This window comes from Allobosea sp. UNC402CLCol (assembly GCF_000745475.1).
Classification (GTDB): Bacteria; Pseudomonadota; Alphaproteobacteria; order Rhizobiales; family Beijerinckiaceae; genus Allobosea; species Allobosea spartocytisi.
Map to the genome: position 1 here is coordinate 479319 of NZ_JQJJ01000009.1, position 25283 is coordinate 504601.

A 25283-nucleotide genomic window follows, 5' to 3' on the forward strand; every position below is an offset into this window, starting at 1 on the left:
GCCGGCAATGCCCTATAGCGCAAGCCCCGCATCCCAATAGGGCGTGGCGCCGTAGAGTTCGGCGAGATAGTCGACGAAGGCGCGCACCTTCTGCTCCATGTGGCGGCGGCTCGGATAGACGGCATGGACCGCGACGCGCGAGCCCACCGCATAGGCCGGCAGGACCCGTTGCAGGGCGCCGGATTTCAGCTCCGGCCCGACATCCCAGGTCGAGCGCAGGGCGATGCCGACGCCGGCCAGCAGCGCCTCCCGCACCACCTCGCTCGAATTGGTCCTGAGCGGACCGCCGACCCTCACCGAGACAGGACCTTCCGGCCCATCCAGCCGCCAATGGTCGGCATTGTGCGCGATCAGCGTATGCCGCGAGAGCGCGGCGATGTCGGTCGGCGTCCCGTGCGCTGCGAGATAGCCCGGCGTGGCGCAGAGCACGCGGTGGTTCGGGGCGAGCCGCTTCGCCACGAGGCTGGAATCCTGCAGATCGGCGATCCTGACCGCGAGGTCGAAGCCTTCTCCCACCACATCGACGAAGGCGTCGCTCAGCACGAGCTCGACGGTCACCAGCGGGTTGGCGTCGAGGAAGGCCTTGAGATGGGGGGCGATATGCATCCGGCCGAAAGAGGTGGGCGCCGAGACGCGTAAGGTGCCGCGCACCTGCCCCGCACCGCTCGCGACCCAGGCCTCCGCCTCCTCGATCGAGGAGAGAATCGAGACGACGCGCTCGTAGAAGCCTTGTCCGGCCTCGGTCAAAGCGAGCTGCCGCGTCGTGCGCTGCAGCAGCCGCACCCCCAGCCGCTCCTCGAGGCGGCGGATGCGCTTCGAAATGACCGCGGGTGACAGATTGAGCTGCCGTCCCGCGGCCGACATGCTCCTCGCCGTGACGACATGGGCGAAGACGTCGAGATCGCCGAACCGATCCATGGCAAGCCCACCTTTTCCATTTTGGAAATAATGGCTGGCTTTCCACACGCGCTGCAAGTGGTCTTGAATTGGTCTAGTCTCCGGCGCAATCAGAGCCGTGTGTTTCGCGGGGCGAGGGGAGGGACAGATGAGCGCGATTGCCTTTCCGGAGCCGGATGCCGGCATTCTCGCCCGCCGCGAATCGATCATCGCCGGCCTGTCCCGGCTCGTTTCGCCGCAGGCCCTGATCACCAGCGACGACGAGCGGCGCCCCTATGAGACCGATGCGCTCACCGCCTATCGCCGCCTGCCGCTGGCGGTCGTCCTGCCCTCGACGACGCAGGAGGTTGCGGCAGTCCTGCGCTATTGCCTGGAACAGGGCGTCCCGGTGGTCCCACGCGGCTCCGGCACCTCGCTCGCCGGCGGGGCGATCCCGCAGGAGGACGCCGTGGTGATCGGCGTCTCGAAGATGAACCGCATCCTCGAGATCGACTATGCCAACCGGATCGCCAGGGTCGAAGCCGGCGTCACCAATCTCGCGGTGACCGGTGCCGTCTCGGCGGAGGGCTTCTTCTACGCGCCCGATCCGTCCTCGCAGCTCGCCTGCTCGATCGGCGGCAATATCGGCATGAACTCGGGCGGGGCGCATTGCCTGAAATACGGCGTCACCACCAACAACGTCCTCGGCGTCACCATGGTGATGCTCGACGGCAGCATCGTCGAAGTGGGCGGCGCCCATCTCGATTCCCCCGGCTACGATCTGCTCGGCCTGATCAACGGCTCGGAAGGCCAGCTCGGCATCGTCACCGAGGCGACGGTGCGCATCCTGCGCGCGGCCGAAGGTGCGCGACCGGTGCTGTTCGGCTTCCCGACCAGCGAGCAGGCCGGCGCGGCTGTGGCCGCCATCATCGGCGCCGGCATCATCCCGGTCGCGATGGAGTTCATGGACAAGCCGGCGATCGAGATCTGCGAGGCCTTCGCCAAGGCCGGCTATCCGATGGATGTCGAGGCGCTGCTGATCATCGAGGTCGAGGGCTCGGATGCGGAGATGGACGCCCAGCTCGCCCGCATCGTCGCGATCGCCCGTGAGCACGGTGTCAAGACGGTGAAGGAGAGCCAGTCGGCCATGGAGTCGGCGGCGATCTGGAAGGGCCGCAAATCGGCCTTCGGCGCGACCGGCCGCATCGCCGACTATATCTGCATGGACGGCACGATCCCGACCGGCCAGCTCCCTTATGTGCTCAAGCGCATGGACGAGATCGTGAAAGCTTACGGCCTGCGCGTCGCCAATGTCTTCCACGCCGGCGACGGCAATCTCCACCCGCTGATCCTCTACAATTGCAACGATCCGGTCGAGGCGCAGAAGGCGGAGGATGCCGGCATGGACATCCTCAAGCTCTGCGTCGAGGTCGGCGGCTGCCTCACCGGCGAGCATGGCGTCGGCATCGAGAAGCGCGATCTGATGACCTTCCAGTTCACCGAAACCGACCTCGCCCAGCAGATGCGGGTGAGGGCGGTGTTCGATGCCGGGTGGCTGCTCAACCCGGCCAAGGTGTTCCCGCTGGAAGGCAGGGTCGCGGCGTGACCATCCACACCCCCACCACCGAGGCGCAGGCCTGCGCCGTCGTGAAATCCGTGGTCGACAACAACGTGCCGCTGATCCTGCGCGGCGGCGGCACGCGTGCCGGCCTCGGCCGGCACGCCCAGGCTGCGAGCACGCTTTCCAGCGCGGGCCTCACCGGGATCACGCTCTACGAACCGGCCGAGATGGTCATCGCCGCCCGCGCCGGCACGCCGCTGCAGATCGTGCAGGAAACCCTGACCGAGCGCGGCCAGATGCTGCCCTTCGAGCCGATGGACCATCGCGCCCTCTATGGCAGCGAGGGCGAGCCGACGATCGGCGCGGTCGCCGCCTGCAACATCTCCGGCCCGCGCCGGATCAATGCCGGCGCCGCCCGCGATTCCCTGATCGGCGTCCGGCTGGTCAATGGCCGCGGCGAGCTCGTCAAATCGGGCGGCCGGGTGATGAAGAATGTCACCGGCCTCGACCTCGTGAAGCTCGTCAGCGGCAGCCACGGCACGATCGGCTTTCTCACCGAAGTGACCTTCCGCGTGCTGCCGCGGCCGGAACGCATCGTCACGCTGCAATGGCGCGGCCTCTCCGACAACGTGGGAGTTGCGCTGCTGGCGAAAGCGCTGGGCTCGCCCTTCGAGCCGATGGCGGCGGCGCATCTCCCGGCCCGGATCGCTGGCGAGGAGGCGCTGACCCTGCTGCGTCTGGAGAATTTTTCGGACTCGATCGATTACCGTGCCGCTGAACTCGCGCTGCTGCTCGGCGACTATGGCACGCCCGATCGGCTGGAAGGAACAGCCCCGACCGAGCTCTGGGTCGACATCCGCGATGCAGCCTTCTTCGCCGGGAGCGATGACGCGGTCTGGCGGCTCTCGCTCGCCCCGACCAACGGCCCGAAGGCCGCCGCTGCGATCGTGCGGATGATCCCGGCTGCACGCTGCTTCTACGACTGGGGCGGCGGACTGGTCTGGCTCGCGGTTCCCGCCTATGGCGATGCCGGCGCCGCCGCGATCCGCACCGCGTTGAAGCCGCTCGGCGGCCATGCCACGCTGGTCCGGGCGCCGGATGCGATCCGCGCCGCCGTCGACGTGTTCCAGCCGCTGGCCGAGCCGCTGATGCGGGTGACGGCCGGCATCAAGAAAAGCTTCGATCCCGCCGGCATCTTCGAGCCCGGCCGGATGTATGCGGGGATATGATGGCGCTCGCCGAACCGGTTTCCAGCGAATTTGCCGCGCCGCGCCCGAGCTGGGCGCCGGGGCGTCTCGGCCCTCTTGCAATCGCCGGGCTGGCGCTGCTGCTGGTGGCGGCGGCCGCCGTGATCCTGTTGGCCATGGGCCGCGAACCGATCTGCAAATGCGGCTATGTGAAGTTCTGGCAGGGGCAGGTTTTCTCCTCCGAGAACTCCCAGCACATCGCCGACTGGTACACCTTCTCGCACATCATCCACGGCTTCCTGTTCTATGGTCTGTTCTGGCTGGTGCGCCGCCTGACCGGCCTGCCGATCTCCTTCGGGCTGGCGCTGCTGCTCGCCATCATCATCGAAGGCGCCTGGGAGATCACCGAGAACTCGCCGGCCGTGATCGAGCATTATCGCTCGGCGACGATCTCGCTCGACTATTACGGCGACAGCGTCCTGAACTCGGTCAGCGACATCCTCTCGATGGTGCTCGGCTTCCTGATCGCCCGTCTCGCGCCGGTCTGGCTCACTGTCACGAGCGCTCTCGCCATGGAACTGATCGTCGGCTGGCTGATCCGCGATAACCTCACCCTCAACGTCATCATGCTGCTCTGGCCGATGGACTGGATCAAAGCCTGGCAGGGTGGAGCCTGAGCCATGCAGACCAACTTCACCCCCGAGCGCCTCGCCTCTGATCCGCGCATGCCGGCCTCGGAGAAGATCCTGCGCACCTGCGTGCATTGCGGCTTCTGCACCGCGACCTGCCCGACCTATCTGCTGCTTGGGGACGAGCTCGATTCCCCGCGCGGCCGCATCTACCTGATCAAGGACATGCTGGAGAACGGCAAGCCGGCCACCGCCGAGGTGGTGCAGCACATCGACCGTTGCCTCTCCTGCCTCTCCTGCATGACGACCTGCCCGTCCGGCGTGCACTACATGCACCTCGTCGACCATGCCCGCGCCCATATCGAGGAGACCTATACGCGCTCCTGGCATGACCGTTTGCTGCGCAAGGTGCTGGCGGCGATCCTGCCCTATCCCGGCCGCTTCCGCGCCGCGATGCTGATGGCCCTGGCGGCCAAGCCGCTCGCTCCGGTGCTCGGCGTTCTCCCGGTCGTCGGCAACCGGCTGAAGGCGATGCTGGCGCTGGCGCCCGCGCGCCTGCCGACGCGCTCGGCGATGGAAGGCCCGCAAAGCTTCCCGCCGCCGGCCGAGCGATCGAAGCGCGTCGCGCTGCTCTCCGGTTGCGCCCAGCCGGTGCTCGACCCCGCCATCAACGAGGCGACGATCCGCCTGCTCAACCGCCACGGCGTCGAGGTCGTGTTGCCGAAGGGCGAGGGCTGCTGCGGCGCTCTCGTCCACCATATGGGGCAGGAGCACGACGCGCTCGCCTTCGCCCGGAAGAACGTCGACGCCTGGATGGCGGAGATCGAGGGCGAGGGGCTCGACGCCATCCTGATCACAGCCTCAGGCTGCGGCACGACGATCAAGGATTACGGCTTCATGTTCCGCAACGAGCCGGCTTACGCCGAGAAGGCGGCGAAGGTCTCAGGCTTGGCCAAGGACGTCACCGAGTTCCTGGAGACGCTGGAGCTTTCGGCCGTGCGTGATGTCGCGATGCCGATCGCCTATCATTCGGCCTGCTCGATGCAGCATGGCCAGCAGCTCAAGGACGGGCCGAAGCGCCTGTTGTCGGGCGCCGGCTTCAAGGTCAAGGAGGTGCCGGAGGGCCATATCTGCTGCGGCTCGGCCGGCGTCTACAACATCCTCCAGCCCGAGATCGCGGGGAAGCTGCGCGAGCGCAAGATCGGCAATATCGAGCGGACGAAGCCGATGCTGGTCGCGACCGGCAATATCGGCTGCATGACCCAGCTCGCGAAGGGTTTTGCGGACAAGGGCGCGACCACGCCGGTGGTGCATACCGCCGAGCTGCTCGACTGGGCGACTGGCGGCCCATTGCCGGAGAAGCTGGCGCGGGCGGGGATCGAGGATCGGCCGTTGCGGGTGCAAGCGCTGGCGGCGGCGGAGTAGCTTCCTTCTCCCCTCGGGGGAAAAGGTGCCGGCAGGCGGATGAGGGCGGCTCGACGCCTGCATTCCCTCATCCGTCAGCGCTTCGCTCTGCTACCTTCTCCCCCGAGGGGAGAAGGACACGCTTGCTCGTCGCGCCTGTACGGTCTAACCCGCCAGCGTACCCATTCTGGGCAATCTATCCACATGTGGGTAGGTGGCCCGTACCCGAGTTCCGCACGCCCATGTCCGCCGACAAGACCGCCTCTGCCAAGCTGAAAGCCCGCCAGCCGCGCGGCTTTGTCGATCGTGGCCCGGCCGATGTCGCTGCCACCGAGCGCATGCTCGCCGTCATCCGCGAGCAGTTCGCCCTTTATGGCTTCGATCCGGTCGAGACGCCCTTCGTCGAGTACACCGACGCGCTCGGAAAATTCCTGCCGGATCAGGATCGACCGAACGAGGGTGTCTTCTCCTTCCAGGACGATGACGAGCAGTGGCTCTCGCTGCGCTACGATCTGACGGCGCCGCTCGCTCGCTATGTCGCGGAGAATTTCGACGCGCTGCCGAAGCCCTATCGCGGCTACCAAGTCGGCTATGTCTTCCGCAACGAGAAGCCCGGCCCCGGCCGCTTCCGTCAGTTCATGCAGTTCGACGCGGATATCGTCGGCTCGGGCACCGTCGCGGGCGATGCCGAGATCTGCATGCTCGCCGCCGATACGATGGAGGCGCTCGGCATCAAGCGCGGCGACTATGTCGTCAAGGTCAACAACCGCAAGGTGCTCGACGGCGTGATGGATGCGGCGGGCATCGACCCGGCTGTGCGCCTCACCGTGCTGCGCGCGATCGACAAGGCCGACAAGTTCCCGCTCGAGGAGGTCCGCAAGCTCCTCGGCGACGGTCGCAAGGATGAGAGCGGCGACTTCACCAAGGGGGCGGGTCTGTCCCCCGCGCAGACGGATCGCATCATTCGCTATCTGGAGCTCGGCCAGAAGCTCGCGGAGCTGGGCAAAGCCAATGCCGAGGACAGCGAAGGTTCCGCCAAGCTCTCGGCCGAGGCTCTCACCGATCTGCGCGGCCTTGTCGAAGATGCCGAGAATGGCCGCGCCGGCATCGGGGAACTGGAGCAGATCCGGGAGTTGATCACGGTGGCCGGCTATCTCGGGCGGATCATTATCGACCCCTCCGTCGTCCGCGGCCTCGAATACTACACCGGCTCGGTCTACGAGGTGGAGCTCACTTTCCCGGTCACGAATGATGACGGTCAGGTCGTGCGCTTCGGCTCGGTCGCGGGCGGCGGGCGTTATGACGGGCTGGTCGGCCGCTTCCGGCCCGAGCCCGTGCCGGCAGTCGGCTTCTCGATCGGCGTTTCCAGGCTCTATTCGGCGCTGAAGGCGGTGAAGTCGCCCATCGTCGATAGCAGGAACGGACTGCCTCTCGTCGTCGTCACGGCGATGGACAACAAGTCGCCGGAGTTCATGCCGGGCTATCAGGCGATGGTCGCAGGCTTGCGCCAGGCCAAGGATGCCGAGGGCAAGCCACTGCTGCGCGCCGACCTCTATCTCGGCTCCTCCGGCTTCAACGCCCAGATGAAATATGCCGACCGGCGCGGCGCGATCTGCGCGGTCATTCAGGGCTCGTCCGAGCGCGAGGCAGGGACCGTCGTCATCAAGGATTTGATCCTCGGCGCCGAACTCGCCGCCGCCAGCCGCGACGTCAAGGATTCCGCCGAGCACAAGGCCAAGCAGGCCGAGGCCCAGTTCGCGGTTCCGGTCGCCGAGCTGGTCGAGGGCGTGAAGCGGGTGTTGGCGCGACATTCGTGAGGCACTGAGAACCCTCTCCCTGCGGGAGAGGATTCCGGTCAGCCCTTCGATTCCCATTCACCCATTTCCCTCAAATCCCTCGAAAATCCTCCGCGCCGCTGCTAGGACGACGCTCGCAACAGGACAGGACGACCCGTGCCCGCAAGCCGCGCCAGCATCGAGACCGTGATCGCGCTCTTCGCGGGCGAGGGCTATGGGCATGCCGAACCCGCGATCCTCCAGCCCGCCGACGTCTTCCTCGACCTGTCGGGCGAGGATATCCGCCGCCGCATCTTCATGACGCAGGATGTCGACGGGCGCGACTGGTGCCTGCGCCCTGAATACACCATCCCCGTCGCGCTCGATCACATCGCCTCGGGCTCGACGGAGCCTGCGGCCTATGGCTATGCCGGCCCGGTCTTCCGCATGCGCGCCGGCGAGCCCGGCGAGTTCCAGCAGGCGGGAATCGAATCCTTCGGCCGTGCCGATTTCACCGCCGCCGATGCCGAGATCATGGGACTCACCATCGAGGCGACCGCTGCGCTGGGCCTGCAGGCGCCGCGCATCTTGATGGGTGACGTTGCGCTGCTCGGCGCGCTGCTCGACCGGCTCAACGTGTCCCAGGGCGCGCGCCGGCGCCTGGTGCGCGCCATCGTGCAGGGCAGGGGGACGCAGGCCGTCGCGGCGCTCGATCCCCCGCTCGCCGAGGGCGAGGCCGCCCATGCCGGCCTGCTCAAGGCGCTGGAAGGGCAGGATCCCAAGGCCGCCCGTGCCTTCGTCGAGGATGTGCTCTCCATCGCCGGCATCTCGACGGTCGGCGGGCGCAGCGCCGCCGATATCGCCGAGCGCTTCCTCGCCCGCGCCGCCGAGCGAGAGAACCCGGTCAATGGCGACGTCAAGGCGCTGCTGGCGCAGGTGCTGGGCGTCTCGGGCGATCCCGATACGGCCTCCGCCGCGCTCAGGGCCTTGGCCGATCAGGCCTCGCTCGATCTCGGCCGAGAACTGGACGCCTTCGACGAGCGCACCGGCTTCCTGGCTGCGCGCGGGGTCGATGTCGGCGCCATCGGGTTCTCGGCCGGCTTTGCGCGCAATCTCGACTATTACACCGGCTTCATCTTCGAGTTGCACGATCCCGCGCGTGGCGACGGCAAGCCTGTGGCCGGCGGCGGGCGCTACGACAACCTGCTCGGGCGCCTCGGCGCGAAGCGCGCGATCCCCGCGGTCGGCGCCTCCCTCTGGCTCGACCGTCTGGCGGGAGAGACCCCATGACTCAAGCGCCGCAAGCCAATGATGCTCCTCTCGTCCTCGCCGTCCCCTCCAAGGGCCGGCTGCAGGAGAACGCCACCGCCTTCTTCGGCCGCGCCGGGCTGAAATTCGTCAAGGCCAGCGGCGAGCGCGGCTATCGCGGCAGCATCGCAGGCGTCGAGGGGGCGGAGGTCGCCTTCCTCTCCGCCTCGGAAATCGTCGCCCAGCTCGCCTCGGGCGCCGCTCATCTCGGCATCACCGGCGAGGATCTGGTTCGCGAGCAGCTCTCCGATGCCGATGCGGCGGTGGAGATGCTGACGCCGCTCGGCTTCGGCCACGCCAATGTCGTCGTCGCCGTGCCGCAGGCCTGGATCGACGTGCGCAGCATGGCCGATCTCGAGGACGTCGCCTCGACCATGCGCGCCCGCCACGGCCGCAAGCTGCGCGTCGCCACCAAATATGTGAACCTGACCCGCCGCTTCTTCGCTGAGCACGGGCTCGCCGATTACCGCATTGTCGAGAGCCTGGGCGCGACGGAAGGCGCCCCTGCCGCCGGCACCGCCGAGATCGTCGTCGACATCACCACGACCGGCGCGACGCTCGCGGCGAATGCGCTCAAGGTGCTCGACGATGGCGTGATGCTCGCATCCGAAGCCAATCTGGTCGCCTCGACGCGGGCGCCCTGGGGCGATCGCGCCAGGGCTGCGGCCAGGACGATTCTCTCCCGCATCGCGGCGGAGGAGGAGGCGCGCACGGTCCGCGAAATCCGCGCCAGGTTAGACCTCGATGCGTCGGCGCTGGCTGCGCTGACCGAGCGTTTCGGCGCGCGGCTGCCCTTCGGCGCGCCGGCCACGGGGGCGCCATTGACCCTGCATTGCCCGGACAAGGCGGTCTTCGCGCTGGTCGAGGAGCTCGACCGCAAGGGCGCGGACGACATCGCCGTCACCGCGCCGACCTATGTCTTCCGTCGCGCGAACCGGCTGCTGGAGCGGCTCGACGCCCGGATCTGAACGCATAACCGGCCATCCGGCTGTGCGCTTTCCGGCGCAGCAGCCTTGATCCTGAACCAATTGGCATCTACGCGTTTAACCATGAAGGGGTCCGCGGCCCATTTGATCCTGGATCGAGGCGGCCGCGCGCGTGAATGCAGGTAAGACGAAGATGACTCGACGCCTTGGCCTTGCGGCCGTCCTTGCTGCGCTGGTTGCACCGATGCTGATGCCGGGAGAGGCCGCCGCGCAGCGCCGCCAGCAGATGCCGTCCCGCGAGGAGCTCGGCGGTGGCGGCACGGCGATTCCGCTGCCGCAGCAGGAGAAGACCTTCCCGATCGGCGCGAGCTGGAGCGTCATCGAACTCAACGGCAAGCCGGTCTATGATCGCCGCGCCACCCTGATGATCGACGCAAACCTGCGCGGCACCGGCTTCGGCGGCTGCAACACCTTCTCGGCCTCCGCCTATCCGCTGCGCCAGCAGGCTCTCGCGGTCGGGCCGATCGCGCTGACCAAGCGCTCCTGCGACAAGGGGCTGCTCGATTTCGAGCGCTCCTTCCTGACGACTTTGCGCGCCACCCAGAAATGGGACCTGGTCAATGGTCGCCTGGTGCTCAAGGGCAGCGCCGGCGAATTGGTGCTCAGCCGCACGCTCTGAGTTCTTGAGCCGACAGGCTCGGGCTCAACCGGACCATTCTCCCGACGCCAATCGCCCAGCAACAGCGGACTGAATATGATGTTCAGTCCGCTGTTGCTGGGCTTTGTTCTTGCGTCGGCCTCTCCAAAACCGCGTGCCGCTTCTCGGGCTGACGATCAGGCGACCGGCGCCTTTTCTGTCGGCGTCGGTGTGAAGGTGCCGTCGGCATTGGGCTCCATCGTCACGATGGCATCGTGCATCTCGCGCAGCGTTGCCCGGTGGCCGATCGAGACGATGCGCGTCTCCGGCAATTCCGTGTCGATGGTCGCGTAGATCTCGCCTTCGAGCTTCTCGTCGAGCGAGGCGGTCGCCTCGTCGAGGAAGAGCCAGTCCGGCTTGCTCAGCAGGGCGCGGGCGACCGCCAGCCGCTGCTGCTCGCCGCCCGAGAGGCGCTGGCCCCAGAGATCGACCTCGTCGAGCCTGTCGGCGAGATGGCCGAGCTTGACCTTCGCCATGGCGGCGCGGATCGCGGCGTCGTCATAGGCGCCTTCCTCGGCCGGGTAGGCGAGCGCCGCACGTAGCGAGCCCTGCGGAAGATAGGGGCGCTGCGGCAGCAGCATGATCTGCGCATCCGCCGGGATTCCGACCTTGCCGTCGCCGAAGGGCCAGATGCCGGCGATGGCGCGGAACAGGGTCGACTTGCCCGAGCCCGACGGGCCGATCAGCAGGGTCGAGCGCGCCTGGCCGAAATCGAGCCGCTCGAACCGGACGATCGGCTGGCCGTTCGGCAGCGACAGCACCGCCTTGCCGACATGCAGGCCGCCGTCGCGCGACGTCTCGCGGCTCAGCGCCTCCTCGCTGATCGCGCCGTGCTGCGCATCGGCGATCGCTGTCTCGAAGGAGGTCAGGCGGTTGATCGAAGCGAGGTAGGAAGCGATCGAGGAGTAGCTGTTGATGATGAAGGACAGCGCCGTCTGCACCCGGTCGAAGGCGCCCGAGACCTGCTGCAGGATGCCGAGCGTGATCGTGCCCGCGAAGAAATACGGTGCCAGGATGATGGTCGGGACGACCACGCTGGCCTGGTTGTAGGAAAAGGTGAAGGCGGTGAGCTTCAGCCGGCGCCAGACCAGCCGGTAGAAGTTCTCGACGATATCACGGAAGCGCTGGGCGAGGTGGCTGCGCTCCGTCGGCTCGCCGACCATCAGCGCGATCTGCTCGGAATATTCGCGCAGGCGCGCCAGGGAGAAGCGGAAATTCGCCTCCCGCTTCTCCTGCTCGAACTCGAGCCGGATCAAGGGGCGGCCGATGAGGTGGGTCAGCCAGGTCGCCGCCGCCGCGTAGAAGAACGCCACCCAGAAGATGTAGCCGGGGACCGCGAAGGAGGTGCCGGGCAGGGTGAAGGCGACGGGGATGTTCCAGAGGATGATCGAGAACGAGACCAGCGTGGAGATCTGCGAGAGCAGAGGCAGTGCGAAATTATAGGTCTGGTTGACGAAGGCTCGCGTGTCTTCGGCGATGCGCTGGTCGGGGTTGTCGACGCTGCCGACCAGGGCGATCCGGTAATGCGTGGCGTGGCTGAGCCAGCGCTCGGTGTATTCGCGCGCCATGAACTGCCGCCAGCGGATCAGGATCGTGTAGTTGGCGAACAGCTCGATCAGATTCGAGACGACCCAGATCGTTGCCCAAGGCACGAACACCCAGAAGATCTGATACCAGAAGCTCGGCGCGTCCTTGTTCTGCAGCGAGTCGAACATGTCGCGGCTGAAGAACGAGATCCTGAGCGAGATGCCGACCTGGAGCTGGTTTATGACGACCAGGAAGACGAGGAGCGCGACGGCGAGCCGTCCGAGCCGGATCTGGTAGGGGCCGATCGGCCAGAGATTGGCGGTGGTCACCTCGTCGGTTTCGAAGAAGGGCGAGGCGAGCCGCGAGATGCGTGCGATCACCGGTACGAAGGAGATCGCGTAGATCAGGACGCCGAAGACGCCGACCGTGGTCGGCAGGCTGGTCGGAATCGCGGGAATGCCCAAGGGCGCCGGCCACAGCCCGGTCTGGGCGAGCAGCGCGGCCGCGCCGAACAGCACATATTCGATGGCGAAGACGCCGGAGAAGATGCGCAGGAAGAACGTCAGCGCCGGGGAGCGGAAGGTCACCGCCGCCAGCAGCAGGCCGATGACGCCCATGCCGATGATGGCGGCCGATTGGGCCGAAGCGCCGACCGCCAGCGCGGCGGCCGCCATCACGGCGACGAGAATGCTCAACAGGCGCATGGGCTGTAATCCTGGCGGGAAACGGTGGAGGCCACGATTCGGACCATGTCGCAGCGCCGATGGCCTTTCAATGGCAACGCGCGCAGATGAGCAAATTGTCATCCGCCGGAGAGGCGAACAACAGCGTGATATTACCCAGCGAGGTGGCTGTTTGCGGCCACCCGGAGCGCTCCAATCGAGAGGTCATCCCGGGTCAAACTGAGGTTGCCTAGGATGACCCGCGCCTCGAAAAAAGGCGAAGCGGGCATGACCCGCTTCGCCCTCTGTCTCACTCCGCCGCGACGATCTTGCCGGCGTCCCACTTGTACATGGAGAAGCTCGGCGAGCTCAGATCGCCCGTCTTGCCATAGGTCAGCGTGCCGATGGCGGTCTTGATCGGCATGCCCGATTGCAGCGCCTTGGCCGTGCCCGAGGCGTCGGTCGCCTTGCCCGCCTTCTCGATGCCGGCCTTCAGCACCTCGACCGCGGCATAGGCGTTGAGCGTGAAGGCTTCGGGCGGGATGCCCTTCTCCTTCAGCGCGGCGACGGCCTGCGCCGAATCCGGGTTCTTCAGTGCGTCGGTGGCGTTGGTGAACAGCGTGCCGGTGGCGTGGTCGCCGCCGATTGCCGCGAACTCGGTGTTGGAGAGACCCTCGCCGCCGATGATCGTCGCCTTGACGTTGGCATCGGCGAGCTGGCGCGAGAGCAGGCCGCCCTCGGGGTGATAGCCGCCGAAATAGATCACCTCGGCGCCGGCCGATTTCAGGCGCGTGATCACGGCCGAGAGGTCCTTCTCGCCCGGCGTCAGCGAGAGATAGGCCACTTCCTTGAGCCCGCCGGCATTGATGCCCTTCTGGAAGTTGTCGGCGAGGCCCTTCCCATAGGTGCCCTTGTCGTGGACGATGGCGATCTTCTTGTCCTTCAGATTCTTCAGAACATAGGCGGCGGCCACTTCGGCCTGCTGGTCGTCGCGGCCGCAGGTGCGGAAGACATTGGTGAGGCCGCGGCTGGTCAGCGCCGGCGAGGTCGCGGTCGGCGTCACCATCAGCACGCCGCTTTCGGCGAGTGCGTCGGAAGTCGCCATCGCGACGCCCGAGGTCACCGGGCCGACGACGAACTTCACCTTGTCGCCGACGAGGAGATTGGCGGCCGAGACGCCCTGCTTCGGGTCGCCCGCATCGTCGGCGAGCTTGAGCACGAGCTTTTCGCCGAGCACGCCGCCATTCTTGTTGATGGCGTCGACGGCGGCCTGGGCGCCGTTCTTGACCTGCTCGCCATAGGCGGCGACGGGGCCAGTCAGCGGCGCGATCAGGCCGATGGTGATGTCGGCGCGAGCGATCTGCGACGCCAGCAGCGTGGCGGTGAAAGCGACGCCTGTGAGGAATTTGGAGGTCTTCATGGGCCTCTCCCGATCGGTTTTTGCATGTTCGCGCATCCGTTGCGAAGGCGCTTGCCGCTTTTATAGGCGAGGAGAGGGGATGATGACATCTCATCGGCTCCCGAGCGGGCCGCTTGAGACGCATGGCCGCAGGGGAGCGTCGGCTCCCTCGCTTGCTGCTTTGGAAAATCACGCAAACGAAAAAGGCCCGGCTTGCGCCGGGCCTTCCGTAGACATTGCTTTGGGGGCTGGATCAGAAGTCCATGCCGCCCATGCCGCCGCCGCCCATCGGGGGCATCGGAGCTTCCTTCTTCGGCAGGTCGGCGACCATCGCCTCGGTGGTGATCAGCAGGCCCGCGATCGAAGCCGCGTCCTGGATCGCCGTGCGAACGACCTTGGTCGGGTCGATGATGCCGGCCTTGACCAGATCGCCGTATTCGCCGGTCTGGGCGTTGTAGCCGTAGGTGTAGTCCTTCGACTCGAGCAGCTTGCCGATCACGACGGCGCCGTCATCGCCGGCGTTGTCGACGATCTGGCGGGCCGGGGCCATGATCGCCTTGCGGACGATCTCGACGCCGGTCTTCTGGTCGTCGTTGACGGTCTTGATCGACTTGACGGCCTGGAGCGAACGCAGCAGGGCGACGCCGCCGCCCGGCAGGATGCCTTCTTCCACCGCGGCGCGGGTGGCGTTCAGGGCATCGTCGACGCGGTCCTTCTTCTCCTTGACCTCGACCTCGGTCGCGCCGCCGACGCGGATCACCGCGACGCCGCCGGCGAGCTTGGCCAGACGCTCCTGGAGCTTCTCACGGTCGTAGTCCGAGGTGGTCTCCTCGATCTGGGCCTTGATCTGGCCGACGCGAGCCTCGATGTCCTTCTTCTTACCGGCGCCGTCGATGATCGTGGTGTTCTCCTTCTCGATGCGCACCTTCTTGGCGCGGCCGAGCATCTGGAGGGTCACGGTCTCGAGCTTGATGCCGAGGTCTTCCGAGATCATCTGGCCGGCGGTCAGGATCGAGATGTCCTCGAGCATGGCCTTGCGGCGATCGCCGAAGCCCGGAGCCTTGACGGCCGCGACCTTCAGGCCGCCACGGAGCTTGTTGACGACGAGCGTGGCCAGGGCCTCGCCCTCGACGTCCTCGGCGATGATGAGCAGCGGCTTGCCGGTCTGCACGACGGCCTCGAGGATCGGCAGCATCGCCTGGAGCGAGGACAGCTTCTTCTCGAAGATCAGGACGTAGGGGTCGTCCAGCTCCGCGATCATCTTCTCGGAGTTGGTGATGAAGTACGGCGAGAGATAGCCGCGGTCGAACTGCATGCCCTCGACGACGTCGAGCTCGGTCTCGGCGGTCTTGGCTTCCTCGACGGTGATGACACCCTCGTTGCCGACCTTCTGCATCGCGGTCGAGATCATCTTGCCGACCGACTCGTCGCCGTTCGCCGAGATGGTGCCGACCTGCGCGACTTCCGCGTTGGACGTGACCTTCTTGGAGTTCTTCTTGAGGTCGGCGACGATGGCCTCGACGGCCAGGTCGATGCCGCGCTTCAGGTCCATCGGGTTCATGCCGGCCGCAACCGACTTGGCGCCTTCACGGACGATCGCCTGGGCGAGGACGGTGGCGGTGGTGGTGCCGTCGCCGGCATGGTCGTTCTGGCGCGAAGCGACTTCGCGGACCATCTGGGCGCCCATGTTCTCGAACTTGTCGGACAGCTCGATCTCCTTGGCGACGGTGACGCCGTCCTTGGTGATGCGCGGGGCGCCGAACGACTTCTCGATCACGACGTTGCGGCCCTTGGGACCGAGCGTGACCTTCACGGCGTTGGCGAGGATATCCACGCCGCGCAGCATCTTGTCGCGGGCTTCAGTGCCGAATTTGACGTCTTTGGCAGCCATGAGAGCTACTCCTTGAACTTGAAACGGAAGAGAGCGGTCAGGCGGCTATCAGCCGACGACGCCCATGATGTCGGATTCCTTCATGATCAGGAGGTCCTGACCGTCGATCTTGACCTCGGTGCCCGACCACTTGCCGAACAGGACGCGGTCGCCCTTCTTAACGTCGAGCGGAACGAGCTTGCCGGCCTCATCGCGCGCGCCGGAACCGACGGCGATGACCTCGCCCTCCTGGGGCTTTTCCTTGGCGGTCTCGGGGATGATGATGCCACCCTTGGTCTTCTCTTCGCCATCCAGGCGACGGACCACGACGCGGTCATGCAAAGGACGGAACTTCATGGTTCTGTCTTCCTCTCGGTCTTATTCGTTTCGGGCGCCGCTGATGGGCTCCCGGGGGAGGCTGTTAGCAGTCACCTGTTGGGAGTGCTAACAGATAGCGCGGAGATAGGCGCGGGTGTCCGGAGAGTCAAGAAAGCTGCGAGCGATAAAGTGAACGCTCCGGACGCAGCCCTCAGCCTTCCGGCTGCGGTAAAGGGCAGAACACGTTAAGATGGCGACATGACGACATCCGCGACCCCTTCCGCGCCCGACCCCCGTCTCGATGAGATCGCCCGCTCCTGCGTGGCGCTGCACATCCGCATGACGGCGCGCGCCGTCACCCGCGCCTATGACGAGGCGATGCGGCCGAGCGGGCTGAAGATCACCCAGTTCGTGCTGCTCTCGGCGTTGAGCACCGGGCAATGGAAGTCGGTCACCGAATTGGCCGAGCGCTTTGCACTGGAGCGGACGTCGCTGACCCGCAATCTCCAGTTGCTGGCGGCCGAGGGCATGGTCGAGCCGGTCGAGTGCCGCGGCCGCGCCTCCGTCTATGCGGTGACGGAGAAGGGCCGGGCTGCGATCGCGGCAGCGATCCCGTTCTGGCGGGCGGCGCAGGACAAGATCGAGGGCGGCTTCGGCGAAGAGCGCTGGCGCGAGACCCGCGACGGGCTGAAGGCGCTGCGCCGCGCGGCACGCGAGACACGCTGAGAACCTCGCCTGAAAAATACGGCACTCCTCAGGATGAGGGCTTTAGAACACGTCTCCCGCTTTTCGCGGCATAATCTCCGGCGGCCCGGTTGACGGTACAGCCAGGCTCTCTCTATCGTGCAGATACACGATTGGAGAAGCGGCCATGGATCGAACCTTCGGAGTGGTGTCCCGCGAAGTGCTGACCGCCGGCGACGGCCTGAGCTTCCTGCGCGGCATCATCGATGGCTCGCAGCCGGCCCCGCCCTTCGCGCAGACCATGGATTTCGACCTAGTCGAGGCGGATGAGGGCCGGGTCGTCTTCGTCGGCCGGCCGTCGCCGCGCTTCTTCAACCCGCTCGGCACGATCCATGGCGGCTGGACGGCGACGATCCTCGATTCCGCCATGGCCTGCGCCGCGCATGCGACGCTGAAGCCGGGCGAGGGCTACACCACGCTGGAGATGAAGCTGAACTATGTCCGCCCGGTCATGCCGGAGAGCGGCACGGTCCGCTGCGAGGGCAAGCTGATCCATCGCGGCGGCACGGTCATCACGACCGAGGGCAAGCTCGTCGACGAGCGCGGCAAGCTGCTCGCGCATGGCACCGAGACCTGCGTCGTATTCCCGGCGAGGCCTAGCGCCGGCTGACTGCCACCGCTCCCGCTACGATCAGCACTGCCCCGGCATAGGTCGTGTAGAGCGGCACCTCGCCGAAGAGGTGGAAGCCGAGCAGGCTCGCCCAGATCAGCGCGGTGTATTCGATCGCCGCGAGCTTCGAGGCCGCCGCCCGGGCATAGGCCGAGGTCAGCGTCAGATGACCGGCGACGCCGAGGATACCGGCGCCGAGATAGATCGCGAGGTCGATCGCGGCCATCGGCACGAAGACGGTTGCCGCCGGGATGGCGAGGCAGAGAGCAGGGCCGACATTCTGGAAGGCGACGATCACCGTCGGGTGCTCGCGCATCGCGATGCGCCTGAGCAGGATGAGGTTGAAAGCATAGCTCACGGCCGAGAACAGGGCGGCGGCGACGCCGAGCCCCGCGCCGCTGACATGGCCCTGCAGGCGCGGCCAGACCATCACCAGCATGCCGGCGAGGCCGAAGGCGAGCGCCTGCAGCACGCGCTTGTCGATCTTCTCCTTGAGCAGGAGGCCGCCCAGCAGCGCGACGAAGACCGGGGCGAGGAAGGAGAGCGTCAGCGCCTCGGCCAGCGGCAGCACCGAGACCGAATAGAAGAAGCTGCCGGCGGTGAGCACCACCAGCGGGATGCGGGCGAGATTGCCGATCAGGCTGTCGCGCGTCGGCCTCGCCGGCCGGGCGATCGCCAGGACGACGAGCGCGCAGAGCCCGCCCATGGCGAAGCGCATGAACAGCGCCAGCACGAAGGGATGCTTGTGCATCTGCCCCTTCAGCACCGCGTCCATGGCGGTGAGCAGGGCGATGCCCAAGGCGGCGCGCAGCGCCGTCGACCAGGTCATGACACGCTGCTGAGCGGCTTGCGGAAATGATATTCCCAGGTGGCGGAGACGTCTGCGAGATAGCGCTCGCCCGGCCAGCGCCGGAAGCCGAGCTTCTCGTAGAACCGATGGCCGCGCGCGAAGCGCGTATCCGACCACAGCATCATCTCGGCGAAGCCGCCGGCGTTGGCGAAAGCCAGCGCCTCCGCGAAAAGCGCCTGCGCCAGCCCGGTGCCGCGAAAGGCCGGGTCGGCATAGACCTTGGTGAGCTCGACGGCGTTCTGCTCGGGCAGCGGCGTGGCGCCGAGCGAGCCGGCGATGCCGCCATCCGGCGCATCGACGATCCAGAGCTTGCCGCCCTTCTTGGCGAAGGCCGTCGCCGGCTGCCGCAACTCCGGGAATTCCTCCCAGACGAAATGGCAGTTCGGATATTCGGCGAAGCTCGCCGCGATCAGCGCGGCGAGAGGCTCGGAATCGGTGTCGCGGGCAAGGCGGATCGGCGGGAGCGCGGTCATGACGACGGCTCTAGGGATAAACCGGTATCGCGCCTAGAGGGGCCGCCGCATTCCGCCATGCCGCTATCGCATCAGGGCGAGCGCGGCGTCGGCGGTGAGCTTCAGCGCCGCGACTGCGAGCAGGACATAGCACCAGAAGAACAGGGCCTTCTGCTCGAGCCGATCATGCAGCACGCGCCCGAGCCAGATCCCAAGCGGCACGGCGGGGGCCAGCGCCAGCGCGCCCCAGAGCGCCTCGGTGTGCTTCAGGCCGAGGCTGAAATAGGGCGGCAGCTTCAGCCAGTTGCCGAGCGTGAAGATCGCCACCGTCGTGCCGACGAACAGGGTTTTCGGCAGGCCGCGGGCGAGCAGATACATCGCGACGGGTGGCCCGCCGGCATGGGCGACGAAGGTGGTGAAGCCGGAGGCCGTGCCGGCGGCGAGTGCCAGCCCCGGTGAAACCGGGCGGTTGCCGGGCGGGGCGAGGCGCCCCTTCAGGAACCAATGCGCAGTGAACAGCAACGTCACGACGCCGATCATCAGATTGACGATGCGCGGGTCGATGCGGACGAAGACGAGATAGCCAAGTCCGATGCCGAGGACGAGGCCCGGCAGCAGCCAGACCAGGTCGGGCTTCGACCAGGTGTCGCGCCCGAAGCGCTGCAGCGCCATCAGGTCCATCAGCGAGACCAGCATCGAGACCATGATCGCGGCGTTCTGCGGTGTGGTGACCATCGCCAGCAGCGGAATGCCGAGGATGGCAAGGCCGCCGCCGAAGGCGCTCTTGCCGATGGCGATGATCAGCGTCGTCACCCAGCCGACGAGATAGAAGGACAGCGGCTCAGGCATCAGGCCCCCGACCTCGCCCGGGACGCGGCCACAACCCGGCTCCTTCCGCTTGGAAAACCATCCGCGCCCCGCTACGCCATGTTTCGCTGAGCTTCCCGACTTGTCGGCGAGTCGCAAGGGCGTTGGCCGCATGGGCGTCGCGAGGGAAAACAAGGGGATGACCGAGACGCGATGACCGTCCTGCTGCCCTTCCTCGTCAACGCGGTGCTGAATTTCGCTCTCGGCCTGCTGATCGCGCTGTTCCTCGGCCCCGAGGCTTTTGGCCTCTATGCGATCGGCGCGGCGCTGGTCGTCCTCGTCAACACGGCGGCGCTTGACTGGTTGAAGCTCTCGGCCGTGCGCTTCTACACGGCGCAGACCCGCGCGAGCGATCCCGGCATCCGCTCCACGCTGGACCTGCTTTTTGCGGGGGCCGCTCTGGTGCTGTGCGTGTCGCTCGGGATCGTGCTGCTCGCGGGCTTCGATGGTGGCCTGCCGGTGGCCCTGCTCGTCGCTGCCGTTCTGGCCGGCATCGGTGCCGGCTGGTTCGACTATCACGGTGCCATCGCGCGGGCGCGCTTCCTCGATGCCGCCTATGGCCGCCTCATCGCCGTGCGCGCCGCCATCGTGCTGGTCCTGATGGTCGGCGGCGCCTGGCTGACGCGCGATCCGGTCGTCGTGCTGCTTGCGGGGCTTGCGGGGACCATCGCCTCGGTGCTCAGCGTGCGCGGCCGGCTCTCCGACGGGCCGCTCGCCATCGCCGGGGCGCGCATGGATCTGGCACGCGCCTTCCTGCGCTACGGCCTGCCGCTCGTCGCCGGAAACGCGGTCTATTCGCTGATCCCGCTTGCCAATCGCAGCCTGCTGGCCGAGGCACATGGCCTCGCGGAGTCCGGCTATTTCTCGCTCGCCTCCGATATCGGCCTCAGGCTTTTCCCGATGCTGGCGTCGATGCTCGAGATCGTGCTGTTGCGCGAGGTGATCCGCCTCGACGAGACGCGCGGGCGCAACGCCGCCCAGAAGCGGATCGCCGGCAACATGGTGCTCGTCCTGGCCGTGGTCCTGCCCGCCGCGCTCGGCTTCTGGCTCGTGCTGCCGGCCTTCGAGGCGCTTTTCGTCCCGGCGGCGTTCCGCGGCCATTTCGCGGGCTACATGGCGTTGCTGCTGCCGGGCTTCGCCGCCATCGCCCTGTTCCAGGCGGCGATCTATCCGGTTTTCCTGCTCCAGAAGCGAACCCTGATCGCGGCGATCGTCGCGCTCGCGGGCCTTGCAGTGAATCTCGCTCTCGTCTCGGGTCTGGTCGGCACCGCGTCGCCCTCGCGCTTTGCCATCGCGCAGAGCGCGGGATTCCTGGTCGTGCTGCTGGTGACGGCTCTCGTCGCCTTGCGCTCCCTGCCGAAAGCGCCCCCGCCGCGCGATATCGCCTGCGTCCTGTTCGCGGGAGCCGTCATGGCGCTGGCGGTCTGGCCGCTGCGGAACCAATTGCCTCCGGTGCTCGAACTCATCCTCCAGATCGGGCTGGGTGGGCTCGTCTACGCCGCCATCATCCTCGCCTGCGACGTTGCCCGCTGGCGCACCGGGCTCAGGTTGCGCTGGCTTGCCGGCAAGACGCGGCCTCCGCGCGGTTCTGCCTGACCTGCACGCGGAAAGCTTTCCTTCACCCTGTCTCTTGGCAAGGCACTAAGGTTAATTCCGCGAATTCGCGCCTTTCGGCCCTGTTGCAGGCCGAAAGAGTCAACGATTCACCATTCCTTCGAGACCGTTCCGCAGGCTTTCGGGCAAGTCTTTCCGTTGAGAGAGTTGTGTCATGCGTCGAGCGTTCATCCTCTCCTTTCTGGCTGCCGCCGGCAGTCTGGCCGTGGCCGATCCCGCCGCCGCGCAAGGATATGGCTATCGGGCTCCTGACGATCCGATGCTGCAGGCGCAGCGCGGCCGCTCGAGCTATGGCGGCGGCTTCATCGAGATGCTGATGACCGGCCGCGATCCGACCCCCGCGAGCCGTGGCGGGGCGGTCTATAACCGGCCGGGCGGCTATGCCTATGGCCAGGCGATGCAGGCGCCCGCCGGCTACGGCGCCGATCCCTTCGCGGAAACGCGCCGCCCGCAGCCCGGGCGGCAGGTCGCGGCCTTGGGCCAGCCGGTCGAGCCGCAGGCCGGCATCCCCTATGTCGTCGAGCCGCGTTTCCGGAAGCAGGAGGTCGCCTATGACGGGCCGCATCGGCCCGGCACCGTGATCGTCGACACGCCGAACCGCTTCCTTTTCCTGGTTCAGCCCGGCGGCCGGGCGCTGCGCTACGGCATCGGCGTCGGGCGTCCCGGTTTCTCCTGGGCCGGCACCAAGACGGTGACGCGCAAGGCCGAATGGCCGAGCTGGACGCCGCCGGCCGAGATGATCAAGCGCCGGCCCGACCTGCCGCGTTTCATGGCGGGCGGCCCCGAGAACCCGCTCGGCGCTCGCGCCCTCTATCTTGGCTCGACGCTCTATCGCATCCACGGCACCAACGAGCCGAACACCATCGGCCGCGAGGTCTCCTCGGGCTGCATCCGCATGACCAATGACGACGTCATCGACCTCTACGGCAAGGTCGGCGTCGGCGCGAAGGTCGTCGTGATCTGAGGGCGACGGCCCTCAGGAACTGCCGATCAGGATGCCGACGGCCAGCACGGCGAGGCCGCCGAGGATGATCTGGACGATCGCGGAGGCGAAGGGCGTTTCCATGTAGCGGAAGCGCACCCAGGCGATGATGACGAGTTCGCAGGCGACGACGACGCCGGCGATGGCCGTCGCCAGCCAGAAATCCGGAATGAGATAGGGCAGCGTATGCCCGAGCCCGCCGATGGCGGTGGCGATGCCGCAGGCGGCGCCGCGCACCCAGGGGTGGCCGCGACCCGTGACCACGCCGTCGTCGGAGAGCGCTTCTGTCAGCCCCATGCTGATGCCGGCGCCGATGGAGGCGGCGAGGCCGACGACGAAGGCGTTCCAGGAATCATGTGTCGCGAAGGCGGCGGCGAAGATCGGCGCCAGCGTCGAGATCGAGCCGTCGATCAGTCCGGCCAGCGCCGGCTGGACGATCTGCAGGACGAAGAGGCGCTTGCGCGTCTCCTCCTCCTCATCGGCCGCGCCCGAGCTCTTGAGCTCGTCGTCGAGCCGTTCCGCCATCTTCTCATGGCCGCGCTCGGCCTCCGCCAGATCGGCTAGCAGCTTCCGCGTGCCGGTGTCATGCGCCCGCTCGGCGGCGCGCGCATAGAAGCGGCTGGCCTCGACCTCCATCACGGCGGCGTGGCGACGCGCCGCCTCGAGCTGCAGGTCCTCATGCAGCCAGATGGGATTGCGCTTGAGGAAGCCTTTCACGTCCTGCCGCGTGATCAGCGGCAATTCGGTGCCGAACCGGCTCTCATACTGCGCCAGGAGTTGGTGGCGATGGCCGCTCTCCTCGGCTGCCATTTCCTCGAACATCGCGGCGGAGTGGGGATAGTTGGCCCGCAGCCTCTGCGCGAAGGTCAGATAGATTCGCGCGTCCTCCTCCTCGCTGGCGACGGCGAGGGCAAGGAGTTCGGCTTCGTCGAGATCGTCGAGGCGCTTCATGGCGGATCCATAGATTAGAATTATTCTAACCTATCCTCGGCGCATCGGCTTGTGAAGCCCTTCGGCAGCAAAAAGCCCGCCTCCTGGAGGCGGGCTTTAAGGTCGTTCAGGGAGCTGTCAGACCCAGCTGTCGTCGTCCGAGTTGCCGCCGTCGTCGTAGCCCGGATCGTCGTCGTCATCCGCCTGGTCGTAATTGGCCTGGCTGACATCTTGTCTGTCGGCAGTGCTGTCGGTGCGCGCCTGGTCGTCCGCGCCGCGATCATAGGCGGACTGGTCGGCTGCCCCCTGCTCGTAGGCGGATTGCTGGGCGTTCGTGCCGCTCGAGCCCGAGCCGAAGTTGCTCACCGAGCTGGCGAGACCGCTTGCCGCGGCGCCGTGACCGCTGAAAGCGTTGGTCAGGACATTGCCGAGCACGAGGCCGCCGGCCACGCCCGCCGCGGTCGTCAGCGCGCTGGCCATGAAGCCGCCGCCACGTGCGGCCGGCTGCTGGGGCTGGTTGCTCCAGGGGCCGGGCTGCGGCTGGGGCGGGGGAGGCTGCATCGGCTGGGCGGCCGGCGCATTCGTCCAGGCGGAAGAGGGCTGCCCCTCCGGGCGGGGCGGAACCGGCGGAACCGATCCGGCACGCGGCTGCGCGGGAGCGCCGCCGAAAATGCCCGACAGGAAGCCGCCCGAGGCTTGCGCCGCCTCGCTGGGGCGGCTCTGCAGCTCACGGACCTGCGCCTGCAGGCTCTCGACCTGCTGGTGCAGGTTGGTCAGCGCCTGCTCCTGCACATAGACGGCCTGGGCCATCGCGTAGGGCGCGTAGGGCTGCTCGCGCAGTCGCTCGGCGATGAAGGCTTCGGCTTCCGGGTCGCGGGGCTGGGTGGCGGCCTGCTTGAGCCGATCGAAAATCCCGGCGATCACGTCGCGTTCTTGCGGCGTCATCGTCATCTCCTCTGGTTGGACGGCGCCGATGCGCCGCCCTCAAGAGGTGGGCCTGCCCTGTGACGGTATCAAGGCGGAGCGCGGCAGCATGCCGCGCTGCGATCAGAAGTCGCCGTCGGGGCTGTAATCGTCCGGCGGCGGCGCCTCGTCGCCGTCGGGCGCGACCAGCGTGCCGCGGTTGAGGACGAGGACGTTCGTGCCGGCAGGGACGCGGCTGTGGAGGTCGATGATGTCCTGGTTGAACAGGCGGATGCAGCCGGAGGACATCGACTTGCCGATCGACCACGGCTCCGAGGTGCCGTGGATGCGGTACAGGGTGTCGCGGCCGCCCTGGTAGAGATAGAGCGCGCGCGCGCCGAGCGGGTTGTCGAGGCCGCCCTGCATGCCGCCGGCCCAGGGGCCGTTCTTCTTCGGGTCGCGGCGGATCATATCAGGCGTCGGGGTCCAGCGCGGCCATTCGGCCTTGCGCTGCACCGTGGCGCGGCCGCGCCAGGACATGCCCTGCTTGCCGACGCCGATGCCGTAGCGGATCGCCTTGCCGCCGGGCTGGACGAGATAGAGGAAGTGAGCGTCGGTATCGACGACGATCGTGCCGGGATGCTCGGCGGTCTGGTAGGAGACGATCTGGCGCAGGAAGCGCGGATTGACCTCGGAGACGTCGGTCGCCGGCAGCGGGAACTTCTCGTCGGGCCGCTCGCCATACATCTCCAGATATTCCGGGCTGACCATGCGCGCCCGCGGGGTGGGCACCTCATAGGGCTGCTGTCGCTGGCTGACGCAGGCTGCCAGGAACAGCGGTGTCATCGCGGCGAAGACGCGGCGGGTCGGCCGGGCGAGGGGAGAGGCGTCGTGGCGGGCGGAAGACATTGGACTGAAAACTCGATCTGGACGGGCGGGCGGTAGCTGGCGGAAGGCGACCACACAATTCCCTGCGCCGTCGCTTGTTCCGGTTCAAGGAACCGGAGATGGCTGCGGGGTGAATACCGTGTGGCGAAATTGTGGCAAGCCGCGCCTGTTGCGTATGGGCAACAATGTTCCCGCGCTGCCACAACGACGCCCGGCGAATCCCCCGCTTGGCGAGAATTCCCGCTTCCGGCGCTGGAAAAGCGATTCTTCTGCGGCCCTAGGAGAGCGTCACAGGGTTAATAAA

General features: G+C 67.3%; 23 protein-coding genes. 12 read left to right on the forward strand and 11 right to left on the reverse strand.

The window, feature by feature from the left end:
- Positions 1–12: 12 nt before the first annotated feature.
- Positions 13–918 (reverse strand): LysR family transcriptional regulator, encoded by a 906-nt coding sequence (locus GY40_RS09530; RefSeq protein ID WP_038361212.1) that lies wholly within the window; start codon positions 916–918, stop codon positions 13–15.
- Between the two features lie 127 nt (positions 919–1045).
- Between GY40_RS09530 and GY40_RS09535 the strand changes: the two genes are divergently transcribed.
- The 8 genes from GY40_RS09535 to GY40_RS09570 all read left to right on the forward strand — a co-directional run bounded on the left by GY40_RS09535 (position 1046) and on the right by GY40_RS09570 (position 10345).
- Positions 1046–2482: an FAD-binding oxidoreductase gene (locus tag GY40_RS09535; protein WP_038361215.1), complete on the forward strand. Its 1437-nt coding sequence runs from the start codon at positions 1046–1048 to the stop codon at positions 2480–2482.
- Entirely contained in the window at positions 2479–3666 is a 1188-nt protein-coding gene (locus GY40_RS09540; RefSeq protein ID WP_038361218.1) for an FAD-binding protein, read from the forward strand. The genes GY40_RS09535 and GY40_RS09540 overlap by 4 nt, the downstream gene beginning before the upstream one ends.
- Positions 3666–4301: a DUF2585 domain-containing protein gene (locus tag GY40_RS09545; protein ID WP_081925287.1), complete on the forward strand. Its 636-nt coding sequence runs from the start codon at positions 3666–3668 to the stop codon at positions 4299–4301. The genes GY40_RS09540 and GY40_RS09545 overlap by 1 nt, the downstream gene beginning before the upstream one ends.
- Before the next feature lie 3 nt (positions 4302–4304).
- The gene (gene glcF / locus GY40_RS09550) at positions 4305–5678 is read left to right on the forward strand and encodes a glycolate oxidase subunit GlcF (RefSeq protein ID WP_038361221.1); all 1374 of its coding nucleotides are present in this window, start codon (positions 4305–4307) and stop codon (positions 5676–5678) included.
- A gap of 221 nt (positions 5679–5899) precedes the next feature.
- Positions 5900–7474: a histidine--tRNA ligase gene (gene hisS / locus GY40_RS09555; protein WP_038361224.1), complete on the forward strand. Its 1575-nt coding sequence runs from the start codon at positions 5900–5902 to the stop codon at positions 7472–7474.
- Between the two features lie 135 nt (positions 7475–7609).
- Positions 7610–8722, forward strand: a complete 1113-nt coding sequence (locus GY40_RS09560) for an ATP phosphoribosyltransferase regulatory subunit (protein ID WP_038361227.1) — start codon at positions 7610–7612, stop codon at positions 8720–8722.
- Positions 8719–9708 (forward strand): ATP phosphoribosyltransferase, encoded by a 990-nt coding sequence (gene hisG / locus GY40_RS09565; RefSeq protein WP_038361230.1) that lies wholly within the window; start codon positions 8719–8721, stop codon positions 9706–9708. Before GY40_RS09560 ends, hisG begins: the two co-directional genes overlap by 4 nt.
- Positions 9709–9859: 151 nt before the next feature.
- Entirely contained in the window at positions 9860–10345 is a 486-nt protein-coding gene (locus GY40_RS09570) for an META domain-containing protein (RefSeq protein ID WP_038361233.1), read from the forward strand.
- A gap of 155 nt (positions 10346–10500) precedes the next feature.
- On the opposite strand, the gene GY40_RS09575 is transcribed toward GY40_RS09570, so the two are convergent.
- From GY40_RS09575 to groES, 4 genes are all read right to left on the reverse strand, one after another.
- Positions 10501–12594 carry an ABC transporter ATP-binding protein/permease gene (locus tag GY40_RS09575; RefSeq protein ID WP_038361236.1) on the reverse strand — a complete coding sequence of 698 codons (2094 nt, stop codon included), beginning with the start codon at positions 12592–12594 and terminating at the stop codon, positions 10501–10503.
- Between the two features lie 268 nt (positions 12595–12862).
- Positions 12863–13972 carry a branched-chain amino acid ABC transporter substrate-binding protein gene (locus GY40_RS09580; RefSeq protein WP_051987722.1) on the reverse strand — a complete coding sequence of 370 codons (1110 nt, stop codon included), beginning with the start codon at positions 13970–13972 and terminating at the stop codon, positions 12863–12865.
- A gap of 232 nt (positions 13973–14204) precedes the next feature.
- Positions 14205–15842, reverse strand: coding sequence for a chaperonin GroEL (gene groL, locus GY40_RS09585; RefSeq protein WP_038361239.1), 1638 nt, complete (start codon positions 15840–15842; stop codon positions 14205–14207).
- Positions 15843–15890: 48 nt separating this feature from the next.
- Positions 15891–16178 carry a co-chaperone GroES gene (gene groES, locus GY40_RS09590; RefSeq protein ID WP_038361241.1) on the reverse strand — a complete coding sequence of 96 codons (288 nt, stop codon included), beginning with the start codon at positions 16176–16178 and terminating at the stop codon, positions 15891–15893.
- A 219-nt stretch (positions 16179–16397) separates the two neighbouring features.
- Between groES and GY40_RS09595 the strand changes: the two genes are divergently transcribed.
- The gene (locus GY40_RS09595) at positions 16398–16865 is read left to right on the forward strand and encodes a MarR family winged helix-turn-helix transcriptional regulator (protein ID WP_197062718.1); all 468 of its coding nucleotides are present in this window, start codon (positions 16398–16400) and stop codon (positions 16863–16865) included.
- A gap of 145 nt (positions 16866–17010) precedes the next feature.
- Complete coding sequence (locus tag GY40_RS09600) at positions 17011–17493, forward strand: PaaI family thioesterase (RefSeq protein ID WP_038361243.1); 483 nt, start codon at positions 17011–17013, stop codon at positions 17491–17493.
- Here the strand turns inward: GY40_RS09600 and GY40_RS09605 are convergent.
- From GY40_RS09605 to GY40_RS27925, 3 genes are all read right to left on the reverse strand, one after another.
- Positions 17480–18322: a DMT family transporter gene (locus GY40_RS09605; RefSeq protein WP_038361245.1), complete on the reverse strand. Its 843-nt coding sequence runs from the start codon at positions 18320–18322 to the stop codon at positions 17480–17482. The genes GY40_RS09600 and GY40_RS09605 overlap by 14 nt on opposite strands.
- On the reverse strand, positions 18319–18816 hold the full coding sequence (locus GY40_RS09610; protein ID WP_038361247.1) for a GNAT family N-acetyltransferase: 498 nt from the start codon (positions 18814–18816) through the stop codon (positions 18319–18321). Before GY40_RS09610 ends, GY40_RS09605 begins: the two co-directional genes overlap by 4 nt.
- Positions 18817–18879: 63 nt before the next feature.
- Entirely contained in the window at positions 18880–19644 is a 765-nt protein-coding gene (locus GY40_RS27925; protein WP_038361249.1) for a sulfite exporter TauE/SafE family protein, read from the reverse strand.
- Between the two features lie 171 nt (positions 19645–19815).
- Between GY40_RS27925 and GY40_RS27930 the strand changes: the two genes are divergently transcribed.
- Together GY40_RS27930 and GY40_RS09625 are read left to right on the forward strand one after the other, a co-directional pair.
- Positions 19816–21258 carry a lipopolysaccharide biosynthesis protein gene (locus tag GY40_RS27930; protein ID WP_051987723.1) on the forward strand — a complete coding sequence of 481 codons (1443 nt, stop codon included), beginning with the start codon at positions 19816–19818 and terminating at the stop codon, positions 21256–21258.
- Between the two features lie 172 nt (positions 21259–21430).
- Positions 21431–22240 carry a L,D-transpeptidase gene (locus GY40_RS09625; protein ID WP_038361252.1) on the forward strand — a complete coding sequence of 270 codons (810 nt, stop codon included), beginning with the start codon at positions 21431–21433 and terminating at the stop codon, positions 22238–22240.
- 12 nt (positions 22241–22252) lie between these two features.
- On the opposite strand, the gene mbfA is transcribed toward GY40_RS09625, so the two are convergent.
- From mbfA to GY40_RS09640, 3 genes are all read right to left on the reverse strand, one after another.
- Positions 22253–23209: an iron exporter MbfA gene (gene mbfA / locus GY40_RS09630; RefSeq protein ID WP_038361255.1), complete on the reverse strand. Its 957-nt coding sequence runs from the start codon at positions 23207–23209 to the stop codon at positions 22253–22255.
- Positions 23210–23326: 117 nt separating this feature from the next.
- A complete protein-coding gene (locus GY40_RS09635; RefSeq protein WP_038361258.1) occupies positions 23327–24133 on the reverse strand; it encodes a DUF2076 domain-containing protein in 807 nt (268 codons plus the stop codon).
- A gap of 102 nt (positions 24134–24235) precedes the next feature.
- Positions 24236–25000: a L,D-transpeptidase gene (locus tag GY40_RS09640; RefSeq protein WP_081925288.1), complete on the reverse strand. Its 765-nt coding sequence runs from the start codon at positions 24998–25000 to the stop codon at positions 24236–24238.
- Positions 25001–25283 lie beyond the last annotated feature (283 nt).